We start from the raw sequence: 18,478 nt of genomic DNA, 5'->3' as shown, positions 1-18,478 counted from the left end.
GAGTGATCCGAATGCCCTTTTACAAGAAGCTCCTGATCGGACTTGCCGCTGTCGCCGTGGTGGCCGCCGTCATTGTCGGCACGGTGTTTTATTTCACCAGCGGCATCAGCGACGCCGCGACCGACTTCTTCGCCACCACCGCCAGTTCCGGCGCCGCGGCTGGCTACGAGAAGGCGGCGGGTGGATTCAGGCAGGCCGTTTCGGAACAGGATTTCGAGGCGGCTGTTCAGCGCTTGGGCCTGGCCAGGTTCAAGAGCGCGTCCTGGCCGACCCGCGAGATGCAGAGCGGCCAGGGCAAGGTCGTCGGAACCGTGACGCTGGAAGGCGACATCACGCTGCCGGCCACCGTCAACCTGGTCAGGAACGAGGCGGGCCAATGGCAGGTTTTCAATTTCGAGCTGACGCCTCCGGGTGCAAACCCCGGCCAGCAGGCCGAACAGTCGACAGCGCCCGAACCGTGGAAACAGGCGCCGCAGCCGCCGGCAAAGCCGCAGGTCCCAAAAGCCGCTGAACAGAAGATCGAGTCCACCGCGCAGCCCGGTGACAGCGTCAGCGCCAGGATCGGCGACAAGGACTGGTCCTCGCCGGGAACCGGTATGATCGCGGTTGCGCTCGGCAATGTCCTGCTGGTCCAGACCACGCCTTCCGTGCAGGGCGGCGACATTGACCTCACCACGCTGAAGCTGCAGTTCGACGCGACCTCGCTGCAGGAACAGACGCTGGCGCGCGACTGCAGCGCCAACGGACCCTGCATCGAGCTCAGCCGCGACAGCCATGAATTCCTGATCGACCGTGCTTCGAAACAGCCGGCGTTGCTCAGGATCACCAAGGTCGATGGCAATGCCATCGAGGGCACGTTCTCGGCCGACATGGAATCGCTGGACGGTAAGACAGCGATCCGCGACGGACATTTCCATGTGACGCTGAAGCCTTGATGCTGCCCTGATCGAGCGTGCCGGTCGCGCCGGACAGGCCAATGCTCCTGCAGGCTAAACTCCTGGCAGGCCAGGCTCCTGACAGGAATGCGCAGGCCCTCGTGTTATGGTGCAGCAGTTCATCGAGCACCTGCCGTCAGAGGAGGGTTTCACCACGTCCAGGATCAATCGCCGCACATTGCTGCTTCAGTCCGGTGGCATCGTTGTCGCAACGACGACTGAAGCAATGGCCCTCGGCGTTCCGCGCCGGGGCGAGGGAGCAAGCGCCGAACTGACGGCGCTGCTAGAGGCCCATGGATCGGCATACGCGGCACTGCGCAGAACCGTCGACGAAATCGGCAGTCGCGGCGCGGTCTTCGCCAATGCCTGCCGGACGGAGGAAAAGGCGCTGATGGCCATTTGCGCCCATGCCGCGATCACTGAAGGAGACCGCTTCGCCAAGGCAGCCTACCTTCTGAAGATCGAGGCGCGCGGCGAGCTCGACCTGCCGCAGCACACGCAAACCCTTCTTCGCTCGACGATGTGGACAGGCTAGGCCGCGGCGCCGGGCAGTTCGACGACGACGCGCAGCCCGCCGGAAGGCCGCGGTTCAAGAACCAGCGTGCCGCCGTGAGCTTCGGTGATGCTTTTGACGATCGCCAGACCCAGGCCGACGCCGGAATGTCCCGTGTGGATGCGCCCGGTTCCGCGCTGAAACGGTTCGACGAGTGTCGAGAGCGAGCACGAGGAAAGCTCCTCGCCGGTATTTTCAACGACAAGCATGGCATGGCCAGGCCGAACCTTGGTCGTGACCCAGACGGTGCCTCGCTCGGGAAGGTTGTGCACGATCGCATTGTGCACGAGGTTCGTCGCCAGCTGCAGCAGCAGCGTGCCCGAACCGATGGTTGCAGCCGGTTCGCAGGCGGTTTCGATGGCCACGCCATGTTTCTCGGCCAGCAGGAGAAGTGCTTCCGTGGCGTCTTCCGCTATGAGGGAGAGGTCGACCCGGGCCTTGGTGAAGGCGCGCTGGTCGGCGCGGCTGAGGACGAGCAGCGCCTCGGTGAGGTCGATCGCCCGGGCATTCACGTCATGCAGGCGTTCCACAAGCGCATCGGCGTCACGGTTCGGGTCCCTGCGGGCAACATCCAGAAGGGTTTGCGTGATGGCCAGCGGGGTGCGCAGTTCGTGGGACGCATTGGCCGCGAACCTCTGTTGTTCCGCGACATGGGCCTCAATGCGCGCAAGCATGGCGTCGAAGGCGTCGGCGAGCTCGCGGAACTCGTCCTGGCGGCCCTGCAATCCGATCCGGCGCGACAACGACCCTTCCGCCACCATGCGCGTGACGTCGGTGATGTGCGTCAGGGGGGCGATCATGCGTCCCGCCAGAAACCATCCTCCGAGCAGGCCGAACAGCAGCAGGAACGCCATGACGGCGACGGCCGCCGGGCCGAATATGATCGGGCCAAAATTGGTCGGGTCGAACGCGCGCAGAAGGTTTGAAGGCGCGGGAACGAATATGCTGACGGACGTGCCGCGCAGCAGGAAGACCCAGACCACCGCGAGCAGCAGGCCGCCGCCCACCATCAGGAATGCGGCGTAGCTCAAGGCGAGTTTCAGGCGCACGCTCAGGCCCGGCGCTCTATCCATGGCTTCGCCTCCCGATAGAGCGTTCACGGAAACGCTCCACCTCCTTGTTTTTACGCAGTTCAAGACGGAAGCCGCTGCACATTTTTTCCTGGAATTGTTCTAGCTGTCGTGTGGCGTGTCGATGCGGTAGCCGACACCGAGCACCGTATCGATCAGCCAGGGCTGGCCGAGGCGTTTGCGCAACGCCGAGACGGTGATGCGCACGGCGTTGGTGAACGGATCGGCGTTTTCGTCCCATGCCCGCTCCAGCAGCTCTTCGGCGCTGACGACGCCGCCCTCGGCGGCGACAAGCACCTCGAGCACGGCGAACTGCTTGCGTGTCAGCGCGACGTAGCGACCATCGCGATAGACCTCCCGTCGGAACGGATCCACGCGCAGCCCCGCGATCTCCTGCACCGGAGGCCTGTTGCGGGCTCGCCTTCGGTCGAGAGCCCGCAGCCTCAGCACGAGCTCCCGGAATTCGAACGGCTTCGTCAGGTAGTCGTCGGCGCCGATCTCGAATCCGGACGCCTTGTCGTCGAGGCGGGCCGCGGCGGTGAGCATGAGGATCGCAACGCCGCTGGCCGAGGCGACGATGCTTTTGGCGACCTCGTCGCCGGAAGGGCCGGGGATGTCCCGATCGATGATGGCGATGTCGTAGACGTTGATGCCGAGCAGTTCCAGCGCCGTGTCGCCATCGCCGGCGATGTCGGCAGCGATCGCTTCCAGCCGCAGGCCGTCGCGGATGGCTCCCGCCAGATAGGGTTCGTCTTCGACGATCAAAACACGCATCACACCTCGGCTATAGCGCCTGGACTGTATCGTGCGCATATCGAAAACCGCATACGTCACCAGAACATTCGGCACTCTAGGTTGAAATCTCCATCAACCCTGTCTTGGAGAAAACACGATGCCGAACACCTGCACAAACCGCCGTGGGACGAAAATGGTGCTGTTGAACGCGGCGATGATCGCTGCGCTGTCCATCTGGGGAAGCCCGGCCGACGCCGGGGACACGGAAAAGGCCGTCGCCTATGCGCAATGCATGCGCAAGAGCGGTTTTCCCGACTTTCCCGATCCGGACGCGGAAGGTCGTATCCTGCTTCGCCAGCGGCTCGACGATCGCTCGGCGCCGGCTTTCCGCGCGGCCCACGCCGCCTGCAACGATCTGGCGCCGGAGGGCTGGGCATCACAGCGCCCTGATCCCGCGCGGCGGGCAAAGTTGCTTGGCTTCGCACAGTGCGTGCGCGACGAGGGTGTCGCCGACTTTCCCGATCCGGGCAGTGCCGGGCAGTTCGACTTCGCAACCGTCACCGACAGCTCGAAACTGAAGTCCGCCATGGAGGCTTGCAGGCGGGCCAAGGGCGTGACCGTCGGTTATGGCGGCTGACGCAGCTCCTCTGTTTTGTCGCGGACGTCGCTGGTGTGCCCGGTCCAAGGCAGCGCACGCCAGCGGCGGTTCAGCAGTGGCTGCCGTGCCCTGGAGCGGAGGGGACGACGGTAGCCTGGCGATCGGCAGCGCAGGCAACAGCACAAGCGCCTCTGCCCTCGCCTTCAGAGCGAGCCAGATCGATGTTTCGATGGATGGCAACCGATCTAACTCTTTAGCAAGCTCTCAGATATAAAGTTCTGCAAGGCAGTCATGTGGGCTTGCATCAAATGACAAACGACGAAGACGAAACGGAACCGAAGGACGGGAACGTCTACCTTGTTCTCACTCAGGCACTGAGTTTCGTGTTTTTGACAGGTATCGGTTTGGTGGTTCTATGGGGCGCCCTCTATTTTGTCGTGATGGGCTACGCCATCATGACTGGCAAGATTACACCTTAGAGCCCAAGACAGCGCTTCAAGAATGACTCAGTCAGGGCACTCTGGCCCATCTGGCCGACGCCGCGCATGGCGGTGGATCAAAGTGCTCATTTTCTTGATCCTTGCCGCGGCCGCCTTCTACTACTTCCAACTGGACGGACTTCGCTTCCTGTTCCTGCTGATTTCGCCACGCAGTGCACCCGGCTAGAGGTTCACAACCCCAAGCGCTGCTTCACTGGGCTATACCATCATGACTGGGACGTTTGCCCCCTAGAGCAATTCCAGGAAAATGCGCAGTGATTTTCCGGCCGGAATTGTGTGAAAACAAAGAGTCAGGGCATTTCCGTCATGACGGAAACGCTCTGGATCCCTGCATTGACGGCCGGGTGAATGCCGCTCCGCCTACATCCGCGAGTGACGCGGGCGGCGGATTTCGCCGCGCTGGGTGCCGATGGCCATTTCGAAACTGTCGGCGATCCGGCGGGCCCGGATGATGAAGGCGTTCGCGGCACCGGGTGAGCAAAGCTCCTTTGCGGTCGCCTCAAACAGCGCCAGCCAGCGGTCGAAATGTTCGTTTTCAAGCGGCAGCGTCAGGTGTGGCCGCATCGGGCGGCCGTTGTAGCGGCCGCTGCGCAAGGTCACCGACGACCAGAAGGCGGTGATGTTGGCGATGTGTTCGTCCCAGTCATGCACCGCTTCGGCGAAGATCGGGCCGATCAATTCATCCGCGCGGGCGCGCTCGTAGAAGGTGCGCACAAGGCGCGCGATCAGCGCCTCGTCTATGTCCGGATGAGCGATATTGGGGTCGGTCAGGGGATTTTCGCTGCTCATATCGGGCAGTCTAGCGTCCAAAGGCACTTGCCTGCATTTTGCATATTGTCACAGCCGGCAGCCCCTTGAGCCACATGGCGGCACTGAATCGCCAATTATAAATCTGTGAACGGAACTACGCGAATAGGACGACCGAAGGAGATATCAGAACGCAAGGAAGATCAGGTACTAGATCGTAGAAAAAGGGAGTCGGTTGGCCTCTTCGGAGCAAGCGAAGGGGAAGAGCCATGACCGGTTGGACGCGGGCGAGCGCCTTCCAGGCCACGACAAAAGCCAGCCAGAAAGGTTTCAGATGGTCTTTTCGGAAGCAGGATTGTGGGGCGAACTCAACCAGAGCCGGGATCGCATGAGCCCGCCGCAACGGAAGCTGTGGGACACGGTGAAAATCCCTCCCGTCCTGTGGCAGCTGCAGGGCTATGAGCCGTGCTGGGTCGTCGGGCTGATCGGCACGACCGTCCTCTACTACAACCACCTGGAGAGCGGCTTCAACCGGTCGCCTTGGACGCAGTTCGGCACCATCGACCGGTACCAGTCGCTGGACTGGAATCTGGAAACGCTGCTTGAGCATCAGCTGGCGGTCATCGCGGCCGGCAGCGACATCGGACCATGGTCTGGCGAGCCCCAGGCCGGCGCGTATCTGCCGTCAAGCCGCAAGCCCGCGCTGTAGAGGGATAACCATGGAGAACCCGGATCGCGAACAGGCCGTCAAATGGCTGCCGGTGGACGACCTGCCTCACAACCCCTGTCACGTGTGGAGGGTGAGGACGGACAGTGATTTCGAGGCTGTCGTTGAAGGAAGGTTCGTCGACGACGACCGCACGCTGCAAATCCAATTCTTTGGCCTGGAAAGGATTTCGGCCACCAACGATATGCTCGGCATGGGCATGAGCGTGAAAGACCCGTCGGCTGTCCCGATGCTGGATGACAAGGCGTATCGCTGGCCGACCCTGAGGATAGAAAACTCCGAATGGCTCCAGTCGTACAACTCGCTGTTCGGCAACTGTTCGCACTTCGTGCTGCTCAGCCTGGATTGTACGGTCGAGGTGATCGCCAGGCGCGCCAGCGCGGTGTGGCTTGAGGCGGAAACTCCGGGAAAGGCGTAGAGTGGAACCTTCGCAGGTGAAGAAGGCGACGGTAAACCTTTGCCTATCAGCGCCAGCAAACGGAATTGCCGGCAGATGGAAACGCCATCATCGAGTGCGGTTGGTGGTCGAAAGAGCTACTTGCGAAGGTAGCTTTCGATCGGAGCCTCCTAAGCCTTTTTGGGCCGATTAACTCGGGGATTGATCGCATTGAAAACCTGATTGGCATCGAATGCGCCGATATTGTTCGGTCCTGTTAGGTTTCCGATCCTAATTATCAGATCCTGTCCCGGCTTCACGATCTGGTACGTACTGCCCGGTGTGTATGTGGTGAAAGCGGTGTTGCCATAGACATTGGTCTGCATGACGCCTTGTGTCTGGCCAAATTCTTGGCGGCTAGCATCATTACTTCCGACAATGACGAAATGAGTCTTGCCAGCTTGGAGGGCCGTCTCGGCAGCCTTCAATAGTACATAATCCTGAATGAGTGTTGGGTCCGTGTAACCATTCCCTCTCGCTGAGATCCGATAAACATCTCCACCTAGCGGAGCGGCGGTAACCCCGCCCATCAAGCCCATATCTTGATAGGGCGTTTGGCAGCCTACGACAGACAATACAGCAAGTGCAGCGAGTACCTGTTTCATCCCCCAGCCCTCCCCAGAGCAATGTCGAAACATTGCGCGAACATGCGACACGCGCAAGTCGGAAGTCGTTTGGATATTGTCCAGAATTGTGGGCTTGCGTATCTTCCCGCTGCAGCTGGATCGGCTCGGGGGTAGCGATTATGTTAGGCTCTTACCTACCGAAGAAGATCTACCCTCGGGACAATCAAGGTGCGGCCGCATCGCACCTCTTTTACGAGAACAGGTAGAGGACCAGTCTGGCGAAAATCGCGAGTGTCACCACAAGCGCCACGCCACCTGCCACGACCAGGACTATCGCCAGCAGAAGCTTGAAGCGTGCTTCCTGGCATTCCTGGTACGTCCTTCTATCGGGTTCCCCGATCCAGGCTTCGGCGTCGAATTCGCGTATCTCGCGCCTGTCAGGCGGTGACGCAGGATTTCTGTGATCCATCAAAGTAGCCTGTCGGCTGATGCATACTTGCGGCTGGTCGGAAGCCAGAAGGGATGTGGCATCAATATAGAGGCGGAAACTTGCCAGGCTGTTTATTGGGGAAGTGGTGCCGCTTGCGTGACTCGAACACGCGACCCCATCATTACGAATGATGTGCTCTACCGACTGAGCTAAAGCGGCCCGGCGGATTTGAAACCCGCAAGATGGCTGCGTGATAGACGCAAGCCTCGGCAAATTCAAGATGGGTTGTCGCTGAATTTATGGGAAAGGCTTCGCTGGGCGTTTCCTTCTCCCACAAGGGGAGAAGGGGTGGAACCCTACGCTGCCAGCCTGGTCTTTGCCGCCTCGTATTCACGCACCAGCCGCTCGACCAGTTCGGCTGCCGGCACGATCTTGTCGACGGCGCCGATGCCCTGGCCGCAGCCCCAGATCTCCTTCCAGGCCTTGGCGCTGCCGAAATCCATCTTGCTCGGGTCGGAGACCGGCAGATTGTCGGGGTCCATGCCCTGGGCGCGGATCGAGCCCTTCAGGTAGTTGCCATGCACGCCGGTGAAGAGGTTGGAATAGACGATGTCGGCCGCCTTGGAATCGACGATCATCTGCTTGTAGCCGTCGGCAGCCCGCGCTTCGGCGGTGGCGATGAAGGGCGAGCCGATATAGGCCATGTCGGCGCCCATCGCCTGCGCCGCCAGCACCGCGCCGCCATGGGCGATGGCGCCGGACAGAAGCAGCGGCCCGTCGAACCATTGCCGGATCTCCTGCACCAGCGCGAAGGGCGACAGCGTGCCGGCATGGCCGCCGGCGCCGGCCGCCACCGCGATCAGCCCGTCTGCACCTTTTTCGATGGCCTTGCGCGCATGGCGGTCATGGATGATGTCGTGCAGCACGATGCCGCCATAGGAATGCACCGCCTGGTTCACCTCCTCGACGGCACCCAGCGAGGTGATGACCACAGGCACCTTGTATTTCACGCACATGCGCAGATCGTGCTCGAGCCGGCCATTGCTCTTGTGCACGATCTGGTTGACGGCGAAGGGGGCCGAAGGCCGTTCCGGATGGGCCGCGTCGTGGCGGGCGAGCTCCTCGGTGATCTCGGCCAGCCAGTCGTCGAGCTGGGCTTCGGGGCGCGCGTTCAGCGCCGGAAACGAGCCGACGATGCCGGCCTTGCACTGTGCCAGCACCAGCGGCGGATGCGAGATGATGAACAGCGGCGAGCCGACCACCGGTATGCGAACGGTCCGGGTGAGAATGTCTGGCAGGGCCACGCGTCAGCCTCCCTTGAAATTGACGTTTCCGTAAACGTCAATTTCATAACGCAAGGCGGGCGCCGCCGCAATCGTCGCGTCCGCCGAAAATCGGCAGGTTTCTGCGGCCGACAGAACGCGTCACGAACACGTGGCGGGACCCAAAGCAAAAGCAGGGCAGCGGCGAGGACCGGACGCATCCTTTGCGGGTGCTATGGACACGCGGCGCTGCGCATCGGCGCGAAAATCGGATCGATTCCCGCAAAGCCTGATGCGCCACCACAAGAACCGGGGCACCCTTGTACGCCCGGAAAGGACATGCTGCGCTCCGGGCATCGCCCCCGAAATCGACGTCGATTTTCGCAAGGCACGATGAGCAGAGCGCAAAAGTTGCTTCCCGAAAGCCACGGTCGGCGGCAAAAATGCGAATAATAGGCACTGCTTAGGGGCAAATGGCGGCAGCCGACCGTTGATTGATCGTGTTCCGGCGGCTAACCATCAGCAAAATGTGACCGCCGCCCGGAAGGAAATCGATTTGGACCCGATCGAAAAGGCGATCCGCAACGCCTTCGAAAAAGGCAACCCCGACGATCGCGCATTCCGCGAGCGGGTCTACCGTTCGGCTTTTGCCGCCCTCGACCGCGCCCTGCTGGCCAATCCGAACGTCACCGTCGAGGTGGCGATGAAGCGCCGCAAGGCGATGCAGGCCAAGATCGCCGAGATCGAATCGGAATTCCTGCCGGCGGTGCCGGGCGTTGCCCCCGAGGTCGAACTCGGCGACCGCGCGCCTGCGCCCGCTGCACCGAGCCCGGCGGCGCCGAACCAGAACGGCCGCGTCGAGCCTTCGCTCGGGGATGCGCCGCGCTCGCGCGTGCTGCCGGTGGTGCCCGACATCATTCCCGAAGGCGCCTTGCCGCCCTCGGCGGCGGAGGTCGCCCTTGCTGGCACGCCGCAGGTCTCGCCGGACCGCAAGCCGCGCCGCATAGGCCGCCGCCTGCCGCTGACGGCGATGTTCTTCGGGGTGACGATCCTCGCCCTCGTCGGCATCGGCCTGTGGTGGGCGATGCAGTCCAACGCCTTCAAGACCAGCGAACAGCTCGGCCAGCCGCCGTCGCCGACGCCGACGGTTTCGGACGAGGACTACGAGCCGGATGCGACCGGCAAGCCGAAGCTCTCCAGCGAGACACAGAACCGCAACTGGATCAGCGTCTTCTCGCCGGCCAACCCGGCGCAGGTCGCCACGCCTTCGGATGCGAAGGCCGAAGTGATGAAGGACGATTCCGGCGCCTTCATCCGCGTCACCTCCGGTGCCTCGGGTTCGGCCGTTTCCTTCGACGTCGGCCAGGGCGTGCTGGAACAGATCGCCGGCAAGCATGCGGTGTTCGACATCATCGCCCGCGCCCAGGACGGCAAGGAAACGCAGATGTCGGTCGACTGCAATTTCGGCGAGCTCGGCGACTGCGGCCGCAAGCGCTACGCCGTCGGCAACCAGCGCAACGAATATCTGTTCGACGTGCAGATGCCCGCTAAGCGCCCCGGCTCCGCCGGCACCATCGCCATCAACTCCGACTTCGACAAGCAGGGCAAGTCGGTGGATATCTACGAGATCCGGGTGTCGGTGACGGAGTAGAGGGCCTCTTTTCCGACCGCCGCTGGCATGGCCATCGCCCGGATGCCGGTCTTGACAAACCGGCGGGCGCGTCGGACTGATGGGGGCATGCGCAGCCGCAACGCCCAGTCGAGCAAGTCGAAAAAAGCGCCCCTTTAGGGGCACTGGCCGTTGCACTCAACCTAGCAAGCACTCGGATCAGATTGACCCCGCCGGTTTCGACGGGGTTTCGCGCGCACTCCGTTTCCGGCCCAAGGAGATGGACATGCAAACCACACGCACCACCCTCGGCGGCCTCTGGCTGCCTCTTGTCACGCCATTCCGCGACAATGCGCTCGATGAGGCATCATTGCGCAGGCTTGTCGCGCATTTCGCCGCGTTGCCGGTCGACGGCCTCATCCTTGCCGCCACCACCGGCGAAGGATTGGCGCTGGATGAGGAGGAGAGCCGCCGTCTGGTCGCGGTCACGCGCGAGGTTCTTCTCTCCGTGCAAAGCGCGATCCCCGTCTATCTCGGGCTGTCGGGCTCGGACACAGCCAAGCTCGTCAAGGTTCTTGAGCGTACGGCATCATGGGATGTCACTGGCTACCTGATCGCCTGTCCCTATTACACGCGGCCGTCGCAGGCCGGATTGTTCAGCCATTTTTCGGCCCTGGCCGATGCCACCGTAAGGCCCATTATCATCTACAACATTCCGTATCGCACCGGCGTCAATCTCGGCAACGAGACGATGCTGCGGCTGGCCGAGCGCAGCAACATCGTGGGCGTCAAGGACTGTTCGGCCGATGCTCAGCAATCCTTCGATCTTCTGCGCCACAAGCCCGCACATTTCTCGGTGCTGACCGGTGAGGACGGCTTGTTCTACAATGCTTTGGTCCATGGCGCGGAAGGCGGCATTACCGCTTCGGCGCACGTCCGCACCGCGGATTTCGCGGCTGTGCGCAACAGATTGCTCGCCGGCGACCAGACTGCCGCGCTGGCGCAATGGCGGCGCCTTGCCGACCTGCCGCGCCTTTTGTTTGCCGAACCCAGTCCCGCTCCGCTGAAGTATTGGCTCTGGCGCTCCGGCCTCATCGACAGCCCTGAAATGCGCCTGCCGATGATGCCTGTGTCGCCAGAGCTGGCGTCGCGGCTCGACCGGGCAATGAAAGACGCGGCCGGAATGGCGTCTGCAGGGTGACGGAGTAGGGGGCGGCCAGGCGCACTCGCGTCCCCTTCTCCCCTTGTGGGAGAAGGTGGCCTCGCCTCCGGCGGCTTTGCCGCCGTGCAGGCGAGGTCGGATGAGGGGTGTTGGAAGAAGCACGGCAGAACGGAATATGCAGCAGTCCGGCAACTAATTGGCAAGGCAGCACTCCGTCCAGCACCCCTCATCCGACCTCGCCCGCGGCGGCTTTGCCGCCGGAGCTCGGCCACCTTCTCCCGCAAGGGGAGAAGGGATGGAGCCCCCCTCAATCCAGCAGTGCATGCAGCGTCTCGATGCGGTCGGCTTCGGCCGTCGGCTTGTCCCAGCGCAGACGGGAGATGCGGGGGAAGCGCATGGCGACGCCGGATTTGTGGCGGGTCGAGCGGTTGAGGCCTTCGAAGGCGACTTCCAGCACCAGGCCGGCGGTGCGGTCGGCGCGCACCGAGCGCACCGGGCCGAAACGCTCGATGGTGTTGTCGCGCACATATTTGTCGATCTGCTTGAGCTCCTCGTCGGTGAAGCCGAAATAGGCCTTGCCGACCGGCACCAGCTCTTCCGCCCCTTCCGGGCCCGACCACACGCCGAAGGTGTAGTCGGAATAGAAGGAGGAGCGCTTGCCGTGGCCGCGCTGAGCATACATCAGCACCGCGTCCACCGTGTGCGGGTCGCGTTTCCACTTGAACCACGGGCCCTTCGGACGGCCGGCGACGTAAGGCGAATCCCAGCGTTTCAGCATGACGCCTTCGATGATCGGATGCGGCGGGTTGCTGCGGCTCGCTTCGAGATCCGCCCAGCTTTCGAATTCCACGAAGGGCGACAGGTCGAAGCGGGCAGGGTCGAGCATCTTGATGAAGGCTTCCAGCCGGGCGCGCCGTTCGCCGAAGGGCAGGCCGCGCAAATCCTCGTCGCCGAGCTGCAACAGGTCGTAGCAGCGCATGAAGGCGGGATACTGCGTCTGGATCTTCGGTGACACGCTCTTGCGGTTCAGCCGCTGCTGCAGGTCGGAGAAGCTGCCGGTGGCGCTAGGCGAGCCGACCAGCAGCTCGCCGTCCAGCACCGCGTCGAAGTCGATCGCGTCGGTGAGGTCCGGGAAGGCGCCGGCGACATCCTCGCCGGTGCGCGAATAGAGCCGGCGCACGCCGCCTTCGGATGCCGCCTGCACGCGGATGCCGTCCCACTTCCATTCGGCGGCGTAGTCGGCAGGCTCCAGCTTCTCGAAATCCCTGTCCTCGACCGGATGCGCCAGCATGACGGGCCGAAACAGCGCCCTGGCGGCGCGTTCCGGCTTGGCTGCCTTGCCTTCCAGCCAGGCGAACAGTTCTGTGTAGGGCGGCGTCAGCCCGTGCCACAGCTCCTCGATCTCGCTGACGTCGACCGGCCCGAGATCGGCCACCGCCTGCTTGGCGAGCCTGGCCGAGACGCCGATGCGCAGGCCGCCGGTGACCAGCTTGATGATGGCGAAGCGCGCCGAGATGCCGGCGCTGTCGAGCAGCCGCGCCAGCACCTGTCGGGCGTCGGAGCGGCTGGCCGCCTGCAGCCTCGCCACCACCTCGCCGAGCGTCGGCACATGGTTGGCGCGCGCGCCCGGGTCGGCCGGCCACACCAGCGAGACGGTCTCGGCGAGGTCGCCGACATAGTCGTAGGAATAGCCGAACAGCACCGGGTCCATGCGCTCGGTCACCAGCGCGCGCAGCATGGCCGGTTTCACCGCCGCGATGGAAAGATCCCCCGTGATCGCCGCCAGCGCATAGCCGCGGTCGGGGTCCTCGACGCTGCGGAAATAGTCGGTCAGCAGTTTCAGCTTGCCGTTGCGCGAAGGCGTCAGCACCAGCCGGTCGAGCAGTTCGGCGAAGCGGTTCATTGCCCTTCGTCCTCGTAGCCGATCAGATGCAGCGGCCTGGCCGTCAGCCCTTCCAGTTCGCACCAGCGTACCAGCGCTTCCTCGCGGCCATGCGTGACCCAGACCTCGCTCGCGCCGGTTTCCCGGATCGTCACGCCCAGCTCGTACCAGTCGCCATGGTCAGAAATGATCAGCGGCAGCTCGACGCCGCCCTGCTTGGCGCGTTGGCGGATGCGCATCCAGCCCGAGGCGAAGCAAGAGACCGGGTCGGGGAAGCGCCGCGCCCAGCGGTCGGCAAAGGTCGACGGCGGCCCGATGACGACGGCGCCGGCAAAATCGGTCCTGCTGCCGCTCTCCACCGTGGCTGGCTCCAGCTGGCCGAGATCGATGCCCTGGCTCTGGTAGTAGTCGGAGATCTTCGCCATGGCGCCATGGATGTAGATCGGCCTGTCGTAGCCGGCGTCGCGCAGCAGCCGCATCACGCGCTGCGCCTTGCCCAGCGCATAGGCGCCGACCAGATGCGAGCGCTCGGGAAACTGCTCGACCGAGCGCAGCAGCTTGCCGATCTCGTCCTCGGCGGGCGGGTGCCGGAACACCGGCAGCGCGAAGGTCGCCTCGGTGATGAAGACATCGCACGGCACCACCTCGAAGGCGGCGCAGGTCGGGTCGGGCTGGCGCTTGTAGTCGCCGGAGGCGACGATGGTGAGGCCGTTGTGCTTGACCGCGATCTGCGCCGAGCCCAGCACATGCCCGGCCGGGTGGAAGGAGACGGTCACGCCGTTCAGGCTGATCGTCTCGCCGAGCCGGGCGGCTTGGCGGGAAACGGCGAAATCCGCGCCGTAGCGCAGCGCCATGATGTCGAGCGTCTCGCGCGTCGCCAGCACCGAGCGGTGACCGGAGCGGGCATGGTCGGAATGGCCATGCGTGATCAGCGCCCGGTCGACCGGGCTGACCGGATCGATGAAGAAGTCGCCAGGCGGGCAGTAGAGGCCCTGGGGCCGGGAACAGAGCAGGTCGCTTGGGCGCATGGTTCAAGGATAGGTCATCCCCCGCTGGATGAAAGATGCTCCTGACATCGCTCCTGCCAGATTTGTCAGGAGGCGAGCTTCTTCCTTCGCCCCGTTTACGGGGGTCCGAAGGACGGGCGAGACGCGTGGCTCGCCCCGGTGGGTGGCCCGAAGGGCCGGATGAGGGGCAGCACGAACCGGCAGCAGCTGGCTCCGCCCCTCTCCGCCCTGCCGGGCATCTCTCCCCGTGAACGGGGCGAGAAAGGCAGCTTCGACGCGGCGCCTATCTCCCCCCTTGCGGGGGAGAAAGGATTTTCACGATCTTAGCGAGCACGCCCGCAGGGCGGCGCAATCTAAGTCGTAGAAAATCCAAGAGAGGGGATTTGCAGCTGAGAGGGTCGGCTTTCCCCGAATGGCAGGCCGCGCCAGGGAATATGTCGCCCGGCCCTCGGCTATGGCCTCGGGCGTTCGAGCCTTTTTGAAAGGTCCACCGGACCTTTCAATTCGCCTGTGGCGAACCAGGCTCTCACCCCCTCTCTTGCGATTTCTAGCACTTAGACTGCGCCGCCCTGAAGGGCGTGCTCGCTAAGATGCTGAAATCGCCCGGCCTTCGGCTATGGCCTCAGGCGTTCGTGCCTTTTGAAAGGTCCACTGGACCTTTCAATTCGCCTGCGGCGAACCAGGCACTCACCCCCCGCAAAGGGGGAGATAGAGGCGCCGGGACTCGATCTTCTTCTCCCGCAAGCGAAGAAGGAAGAGGACTTGCACAGACCACCACTCTCCAGTTAAGCGACGCGCCGGAGATCACCTTCATGAAACCGCTACCCGCTTCGTCGGGCGACCTGCTTGCCGACCGCCGCGCCGACTACGCGGAGGCGCTGTTCGCCTCGCAGGACTATGCCGATGCCGCCGAGCTGATGCTCGGCGCGGTGGAGCTGGCGCCCGGCTGGGCGCTCGGCTGGTTCCGGCTCGGCGAAATGCAGGAGGCCGCCGGCGATCTCGATGCGGCGGCACTTGCCTGGACGATGGCGCTGAAGCTCGACCCTGCCGACCGGCCGGGCTCGGCGCTGAAGCTGGCGCTGATCGGCAAGGCGCCGCCGGTGGCCGCCCCGCCGAGCGCCTTCGTCGAGGCGCTGTTCGACCAGTATGCGCCGAACTTCGACACCGCGCTGGTCGAGAAGCTCGGCTATCGCGTGCCGTTATATCTCGACGAAGCGATCCGGGCAGCGGGCGAGCCTTCGTCAGGCCGCGGGCAGGGCACGGGCTCCGCTCCCCAGCCGGATCCGGACGCCGAGCGGGCGAAACCCTCCGGTGGCAGCTCCGTCGCAGGCGAACGCCGCTTCCGCCTCGCGCTCGATCTCGGCTGCGGTACCGGCCTGATGGGCGAGAGGCTGCGCCCGATCGTCGAACGCCTGGAAGGCTTCGACATCTCCGCCGCGATGCTGCGCAAGGCCGAACGCAAGGGCGTCTACGATCATCTCGGCAAGGCCGACCTGCAGCAGTTCGCCTATGCCGGCCCCGCACCCGATCTCGTCACCGCGGCCGATGTCTTCATGTATGTCGGCGCGCTGGAAACCATCGTCGCCACCGTCGCCGGTCTGCTCGCGGCAGATGGCCTGTTCGCCTTCTCGGTCGAGAAGCTCGATGCAGCCGAAGGCTTTGCCTTGCAGCCGTCGCGCCGCTACGCCCATTCCGAGCCCTACGTGCGGGCCGTGCTCGCCGCCAGCGGTTTTGCCGTGCTCTCGCTCGAAGAGCGCGTCATCCGCCAGGACCGCCGCGAACCGGTCGCCGGGCTGATCGTGGTGGCGGGGAAGTAGGCGAGGCGCTTCTATCTCCCCCCTTGCGGGAGACACAGAGGCGTGCTTCGCCTTTGTAGGCGGGAAGTAGTGTGGACGCTTCGGCCTACTTCTTGGCGTCGAGCCGCTTCAGGGCGCTGCGGGCGAGGAAGCCGGCGGAAGCGAAGATGATGACGAAGGTCAGCACGAAGATCAGCGCGGCCAGCAGGGCGGTGGTCAGCATCGGCGAAGCGTTGCCGACGGTCAGCTCGCGAATGACGTCCTTCAGCGCATCGTGTTCGCCGGCGATGTTCAGCAGCATCGCGGACAGGGCCTGAAGTGCGGCCGTCACCACCACCGCGGCGACGGCGCCCAGTAGGGCGAGGCTGAGCCGTTCCGACGACAGCGGCGCACGCCTTGTGTCGGTCGCGAACTTCTGCATGACGAAGGCGAGGCTCGCCATGATGACGATGATGCCCATCGCCGCCGGCGTCTCGAACTGCAGGATGGATGTCAGCACGGCAACGACGATCTGGCAGAATATGATCATCAGCCCGAACAGCAGCGCATATTTCAGCATGCTTCGTGGCGTGGCGGTGTCGCTGGAAATGGTCATGGTCGTCCCTCGAAAATCCGGTGCTGAAAAATCTGAAATCCCCCGACCGGCTCCTAGCGGATGCAACGCAATGCCACAAGCGGGGGGCAGGGGGGCGGCGGAAGGGTGCGGCTGGATCTCGCCTGGCGGGCGGTGCTGCCATCTCCCCTTGGAGTTAACTCCCATGCCGGTCGGGGCGTCTTGAAGCCGAATCTGGATCGCCGTGCCTTCGTCTGCGTTCCGGAATGGATCCCCGACACTCTCCGGTCGCTTTGCTCCCTGCGAGGTCGAGGATGACGGAGTTCCCTTTTCGCTCCGCCAATCCTGGAGCGTTTTCACAGAAACGCTCTTTGTTTCGAAGCAATTCCGAACGGAAAACTGCTACACACTTTTCCTGCAATTGCTCTTGCGTGGATCCAACGGCGACAATTGGCGCTGGCAGCAAATGAAATCCGTCATCCTCGACCTCGAAGGGAGCGAAGCGACCGGAGAGTGTCGGGGATCCATTCCGGAACGCAGACGAAGGCGCAGCGATCCGGGCCGGCTTCACGTCGCGGCGTAGCAAATGCAATTGCCCTACCCGCAAAGGGGAGATAGCTAGCGCCTCGCCCTGCTATGGCACCTCACCGCATCGCCGCCGCCACGGTCAGCGTGCCGCCGGAGGCGTCCAGCACGGCCTGCGTTCCGACCGGCACGGCGACGGGGTTGTCGCCATGGCCGAAGGGCAGGCCGCCGAGGATGGGCACGGCAAGGTGGGCGAGACGTTCGCGCAGCAGCTCCACCACCGTCACCCCTTTGGAACTGGCAAAGCCGGTGAACTGGCCGACCGCGACACCGGCGACGCCGGCGAGCGCGCCGGATTTCAGCAGCCGGGTCAGGTTGCGGTCGACATGCCCCAGCCCCTTTTCGACGTCCTCGATGAGCAGGATGGCGCCCTGCAGGCCGGGCAAGGTCCAGCCCGCCGCCGTGGCGATCATGTCGAGGTTGCCGCCGAGCAGGATGCCTTCGGCGCGGCCGCCGGTGGTCAGGGTCGATGTCGGCTCGTGCGGCTCGCAACGGATGGTGACCGCCTCCGTCGTCAGCAGCGCGCGCAGGAAGGACTGTTCGGCGCGCTCGCCAAACTGCGCGGCGCTCCAGCAGGCGCCATGAATGCCGGGAACGCCGGCGCCGCCCCACATGGCCAGATGCAGGATGGTGATCTCGCTGAACCCGATCAGCGGCTTGGGGTCGGCGCGCAGGGCGGCGAGGTCGAGTCCGTCGGCGATGCGGTAGGCGCCCTTGCCGCCGCGCGTCGCGATGATCGCCCGCACCGTACTGTCGCGCAGCGCCTCGTTGAGATCGCCGAGCCGGTCCTCGTCGCGCCCGGCGAGATAACCGTACCGGTCGAAGACGTGCCGGCCGAGCTCGACCCGCAGGCCACTGCGCTCGAGCACGGCCACCGCCTGTTCGACAGCCTGCTCGTCCGGCGTGCTCGCCGGCGAAACGAGACGCACCGCATCGCCGGGGCGAAGCACGCGGGGATGAAGCGGGGCAGATTTCGAATCCAGGACGGCCTCGCAGTTCTCAACCATTGCCGCACAGGCGTACCTCGCCGACACCCCGGCGGCAATTTTTCTCTGCTGCGATTTTGGGCACTGAGCCGAAGCCCCTAAGCGATCTTCCTTTGCGACGGGCGCGGCGCCACTTATCTCCCCCCTTGCGGGGGAGAAAGGATTTTCACGATCTTAGACGAGCACGCCCGCAGGGCGGCGCAGGCTAAGTCGTAGAAAATCCAAGAGAGGGGATCTTCAGCTGGGGGCTTTGCAAATGAGCTTCTCTTCCCTCGAAGCAGATTGTCAGCGTAGTGCCGGCATATCCCCTCTCTTGCGATTTCTAGCACTTAGCCTGCG

Annotated in this window: 18 protein-coding genes and 1 tRNA gene; 8 read left to right on the top strand and 11 right to left on the bottom strand. The window is 64.1% G+C overall.

Translation table 11 applies throughout. The features are described 5' to 3' along the window. Positions 1-11: 11 nt before the first annotated feature. Together C1M53_RS06615 and C1M53_RS06610 are read left to right on the top strand one after the other, a co-directional pair. Positions 12-935 carry a hypothetical protein gene (locus tag C1M53_RS06615; RefSeq protein WP_129411514.1) on the top strand — a complete coding sequence of 308 codons (924 nt, stop codon included), beginning with the start codon at positions 12-14 and terminating at the stop codon, positions 933-935. A 106-nt stretch (positions 936-1,041) separates the two neighbouring features. Then, positions 1,042-1,470, top strand: coding sequence for a hypothetical protein (locus C1M53_RS06610; protein WP_129411513.1), 429 nt, complete (start codon positions 1,042-1,044; stop codon positions 1,468-1,470). On the opposite strand, the gene C1M53_RS06605 is transcribed toward C1M53_RS06610, so the two are convergent. Next, positions 1,467-2,561 carry a HAMP domain-containing sensor histidine kinase gene (locus C1M53_RS06605; RefSeq protein ID WP_129411512.1) on the bottom strand — a complete coding sequence of 365 codons (1,095 nt, stop codon included), beginning with the start codon at positions 2,559-2,561 and terminating at the stop codon, positions 1,467-1,469. The two genes, C1M53_RS06610 and C1M53_RS06605, sit on opposite strands and share 4 nt — an antisense overlap. A gap of 99 nt (positions 2,562-2,660) precedes the next feature. Beyond that, on the bottom strand, positions 2,661-3,332 hold the full coding sequence (locus C1M53_RS06600) for a response regulator transcription factor (protein WP_129411511.1): 672 nt from the start codon (positions 3,330-3,332) through the stop codon (positions 2,661-2,663). Positions 3,333-3,486: 154 nt separating this feature from the next. On the opposite strand from C1M53_RS06600, the gene C1M53_RS31620 reads away from it, so the two are divergent. Next, positions 3,487-3,930 (top strand): hypothetical protein, encoded by a 444-nt coding sequence (locus C1M53_RS31620; protein WP_165358067.1) that lies wholly within the window; start codon positions 3,487-3,489, stop codon positions 3,928-3,930. A gap of 821 nt (positions 3,931-4,751) precedes the next feature. On the opposite strand, the gene C1M53_RS06590 is transcribed toward C1M53_RS31620, so the two are convergent. Continuing rightward, on the bottom strand, positions 4,752-5,180 hold the full coding sequence (locus C1M53_RS06590) for a group III truncated hemoglobin (RefSeq protein ID WP_129411509.1): 429 nt from the start codon (positions 5,178-5,180) through the stop codon (positions 4,752-4,754). 292 nt (positions 5,181-5,472) lie between these two features. Between C1M53_RS06590 and C1M53_RS06585 the strand changes: the two genes are divergently transcribed. Together C1M53_RS06585 and C1M53_RS06580 are read left to right on the top strand one after the other, a co-directional pair. After that, positions 5,473-5,847 (top strand): hypothetical protein, encoded by a 375-nt coding sequence (locus C1M53_RS06585; RefSeq protein WP_129411508.1) that lies wholly within the window; start codon positions 5,473-5,475, stop codon positions 5,845-5,847. A gap of 10 nt (positions 5,848-5,857) precedes the next feature. Beyond that, positions 5,858-6,283, top strand: a complete 426-nt coding sequence (locus tag C1M53_RS06580; protein WP_129411507.1) for a hypothetical protein — start codon at positions 5,858-5,860, stop codon at positions 6,281-6,283. Between the two features lie 149 nt (positions 6,284-6,432). On the opposite strand, the gene C1M53_RS06575 is transcribed toward C1M53_RS06580, so the two are convergent. The 4 genes from C1M53_RS06575 to C1M53_RS06560 form a co-directional block, all read right to left on the bottom strand. Then, entirely contained in the window at positions 6,433-6,906 is a 474-nt protein-coding gene (locus C1M53_RS06575) for a hypothetical protein (protein ID WP_129411506.1), read from the bottom strand. A 211-nt stretch (positions 6,907-7,117) separates the two neighbouring features. After that, positions 7,118-7,336, bottom strand: coding sequence for a hypothetical protein (locus C1M53_RS06570; protein WP_129411505.1), 219 nt, complete (start codon positions 7,334-7,336; stop codon positions 7,118-7,120). Between the two features lie 104 nt (positions 7,337-7,440). Then, positions 7,441-7,516: transfer RNA gene (locus C1M53_RS06565), tRNA-Thr, on the bottom strand. A gap of 137 nt (positions 7,517-7,653) precedes the next feature. Beyond that, a complete protein-coding gene (locus tag C1M53_RS06560) occupies positions 7,654-8,601 on the bottom strand; it encodes a nitronate monooxygenase family protein (protein WP_129411504.1) in 948 nt (315 codons plus the stop codon). Positions 8,602-9,115: 514 nt separating this feature from the next. Between C1M53_RS06560 and C1M53_RS06555 the strand changes: the two genes are divergently transcribed. Beyond that, entirely contained in the window at positions 9,116-10,210 is a 1,095-nt protein-coding gene (locus C1M53_RS06555) for a hypothetical protein (protein ID WP_129411503.1), read from the top strand. 244 nt (positions 10,211-10,454) lie between these two features. Beyond that, complete coding sequence (gene dapA / locus C1M53_RS06550; protein WP_129411502.1) at positions 10,455-11,369, top strand: 4-hydroxy-tetrahydrodipicolinate synthase; 915 nt, start codon at positions 10,455-10,457, stop codon at positions 11,367-11,369. 268 nt (positions 11,370-11,637) lie between these two features. Here the strand turns inward: dapA and C1M53_RS06545 are convergent, their stop codons facing one another. Then, positions 11,638-13,233, bottom strand: a complete 1,596-nt coding sequence (locus C1M53_RS06545; protein ID WP_129411501.1) for a cisplatin damage response ATP-dependent DNA ligase — start codon at positions 13,231-13,233, stop codon at positions 11,638-11,640. After that, complete coding sequence (locus C1M53_RS06540; RefSeq protein WP_129411500.1) at positions 13,230-14,240, bottom strand: ligase-associated DNA damage response exonuclease; 1,011 nt, start codon at positions 14,238-14,240, stop codon at positions 13,230-13,232. The genes C1M53_RS06545 and C1M53_RS06540 overlap by 4 nt, the downstream gene beginning before the upstream one ends. Before the next feature lie 791 nt (positions 14,241-15,031). Here C1M53_RS06540 and C1M53_RS06535 point away from each other — a divergent pair. Continuing rightward, positions 15,032-16,036, top strand: a complete 1,005-nt coding sequence (locus tag C1M53_RS06535; protein ID WP_129411499.1) for a methyltransferase domain-containing protein — start codon at positions 15,032-15,034, stop codon at positions 16,034-16,036. An 85-nt stretch (positions 16,037-16,121) separates the two neighbouring features. Here the strand turns inward: C1M53_RS06535 and C1M53_RS06530 are convergent, their stop codons facing one another. Further along, positions 16,122-16,610, bottom strand: a complete 489-nt coding sequence (locus C1M53_RS06530) for an ABZJ_00895 family protein (RefSeq protein ID WP_129411498.1) — start codon at positions 16,608-16,610, stop codon at positions 16,122-16,124. A gap of 602 nt (positions 16,611-17,212) precedes the next feature. Then, positions 17,213-18,160, bottom strand: a complete 948-nt coding sequence (locus tag C1M53_RS06525; RefSeq protein ID WP_129411497.1) for an LD-carboxypeptidase — start codon at positions 18,158-18,160, stop codon at positions 17,213-17,215. Between the last annotated feature and the right edge of the window lie 318 nt (positions 18,161-18,478).

The sequence above is a fragment of the Mesorhizobium sp. Pch-S genome, assembly GCF_004136315.1.
Classification (GTDB): domain Bacteria; phylum Pseudomonadota; class Alphaproteobacteria; order Rhizobiales; family Rhizobiaceae; genus Mesorhizobium.
This window is presented reverse-complemented; position numbering and strand designations above follow the sequence as displayed.

Coding starts and splice junctions, on each gene's coding strand:
- C1M53_RS06585 (WP_129411508.1), top strand. CDS start 5,473: ATGGTCTTTTCGGAAGCAGGATTGTGGGGCGAACTCAACCAGAGCCGG.
- C1M53_RS31620 (WP_165358067.1), top strand. CDS start 3,487: ATGGTGCTGTTGAACGCGGCGATGATCGCTGCGCTGTCCATCTGGGGA.
- C1M53_RS06535 (WP_129411499.1), top strand. CDS start 15,032: ATGAAACCGCTACCCGCTTCGTCGGGCGACCTGCTTGCCGACCGCCGC.
- C1M53_RS06580 (WP_129411507.1), top strand. CDS start 5,858: ATGGAGAACCCGGATCGCGAACAGGCCGTCAAATGGCTGCCGGTGGAC.
- C1M53_RS06590 (WP_129411509.1), bottom strand. CDS start 5,180: ATGAGCAGCGAAAATCCCCTGACCGACCCCAATATCGCTCATCCGGAC.
- C1M53_RS06570 (WP_129411505.1), bottom strand. CDS start 7,336: ATGGATCACAGAAATCCTGCGTCACCGCCTGACAGGCGCGAGATACGC.
- C1M53_RS06530 (WP_129411498.1), bottom strand. CDS start 16,610: ATGACCATTTCCAGCGACACCGCCACGCCACGAAGCATGCTGAAATAT.
- C1M53_RS06540 (WP_129411500.1), bottom strand. CDS start 14,240: ATGCGCCCAAGCGACCTGCTCTGTTCCCGGCCCCAGGGCCTCTACTGC.
- dapA (WP_129411502.1), top strand. CDS start 10,455: ATGCAAACCACACGCACCACCCTCGGCGGCCTCTGGCTGCCTCTTGTC.
- C1M53_RS06610 (WP_129411513.1), top strand. CDS start 1,042: ATGGTGCAGCAGTTCATCGAGCACCTGCCGTCAGAGGAGGGTTTCACC.
- C1M53_RS06615 (WP_129411514.1), top strand. CDS start 12: ATGCCCTTTTACAAGAAGCTCCTGATCGGACTTGCCGCTGTCGCCGTG.
- C1M53_RS06605 (WP_129411512.1), bottom strand. CDS start 2,561: ATGGATAGAGCGCCGGGCCTGAGCGTGCGCCTGAAACTCGCCTTGAGC.
- C1M53_RS06575 (WP_129411506.1), bottom strand. CDS start 6,906: ATGAAACAGGTACTCGCTGCACTTGCTGTATTGTCTGTCGTAGGCTGC.
- C1M53_RS06525 (WP_129411497.1), bottom strand. CDS start 18,160: ATGGTTGAGAACTGCGAGGCCGTCCTGGATTCGAAATCTGCCCCGCTT.
- C1M53_RS06600 (WP_129411511.1), bottom strand. CDS start 3,332: ATGCGTGTTTTGATCGTCGAAGACGAACCCTATCTGGCGGGAGCCATC.
- C1M53_RS06545 (WP_129411501.1), bottom strand. CDS start 13,233: ATGAACCGCTTCGCCGAACTGCTCGACCGGCTGGTGCTGACGCCTTCG.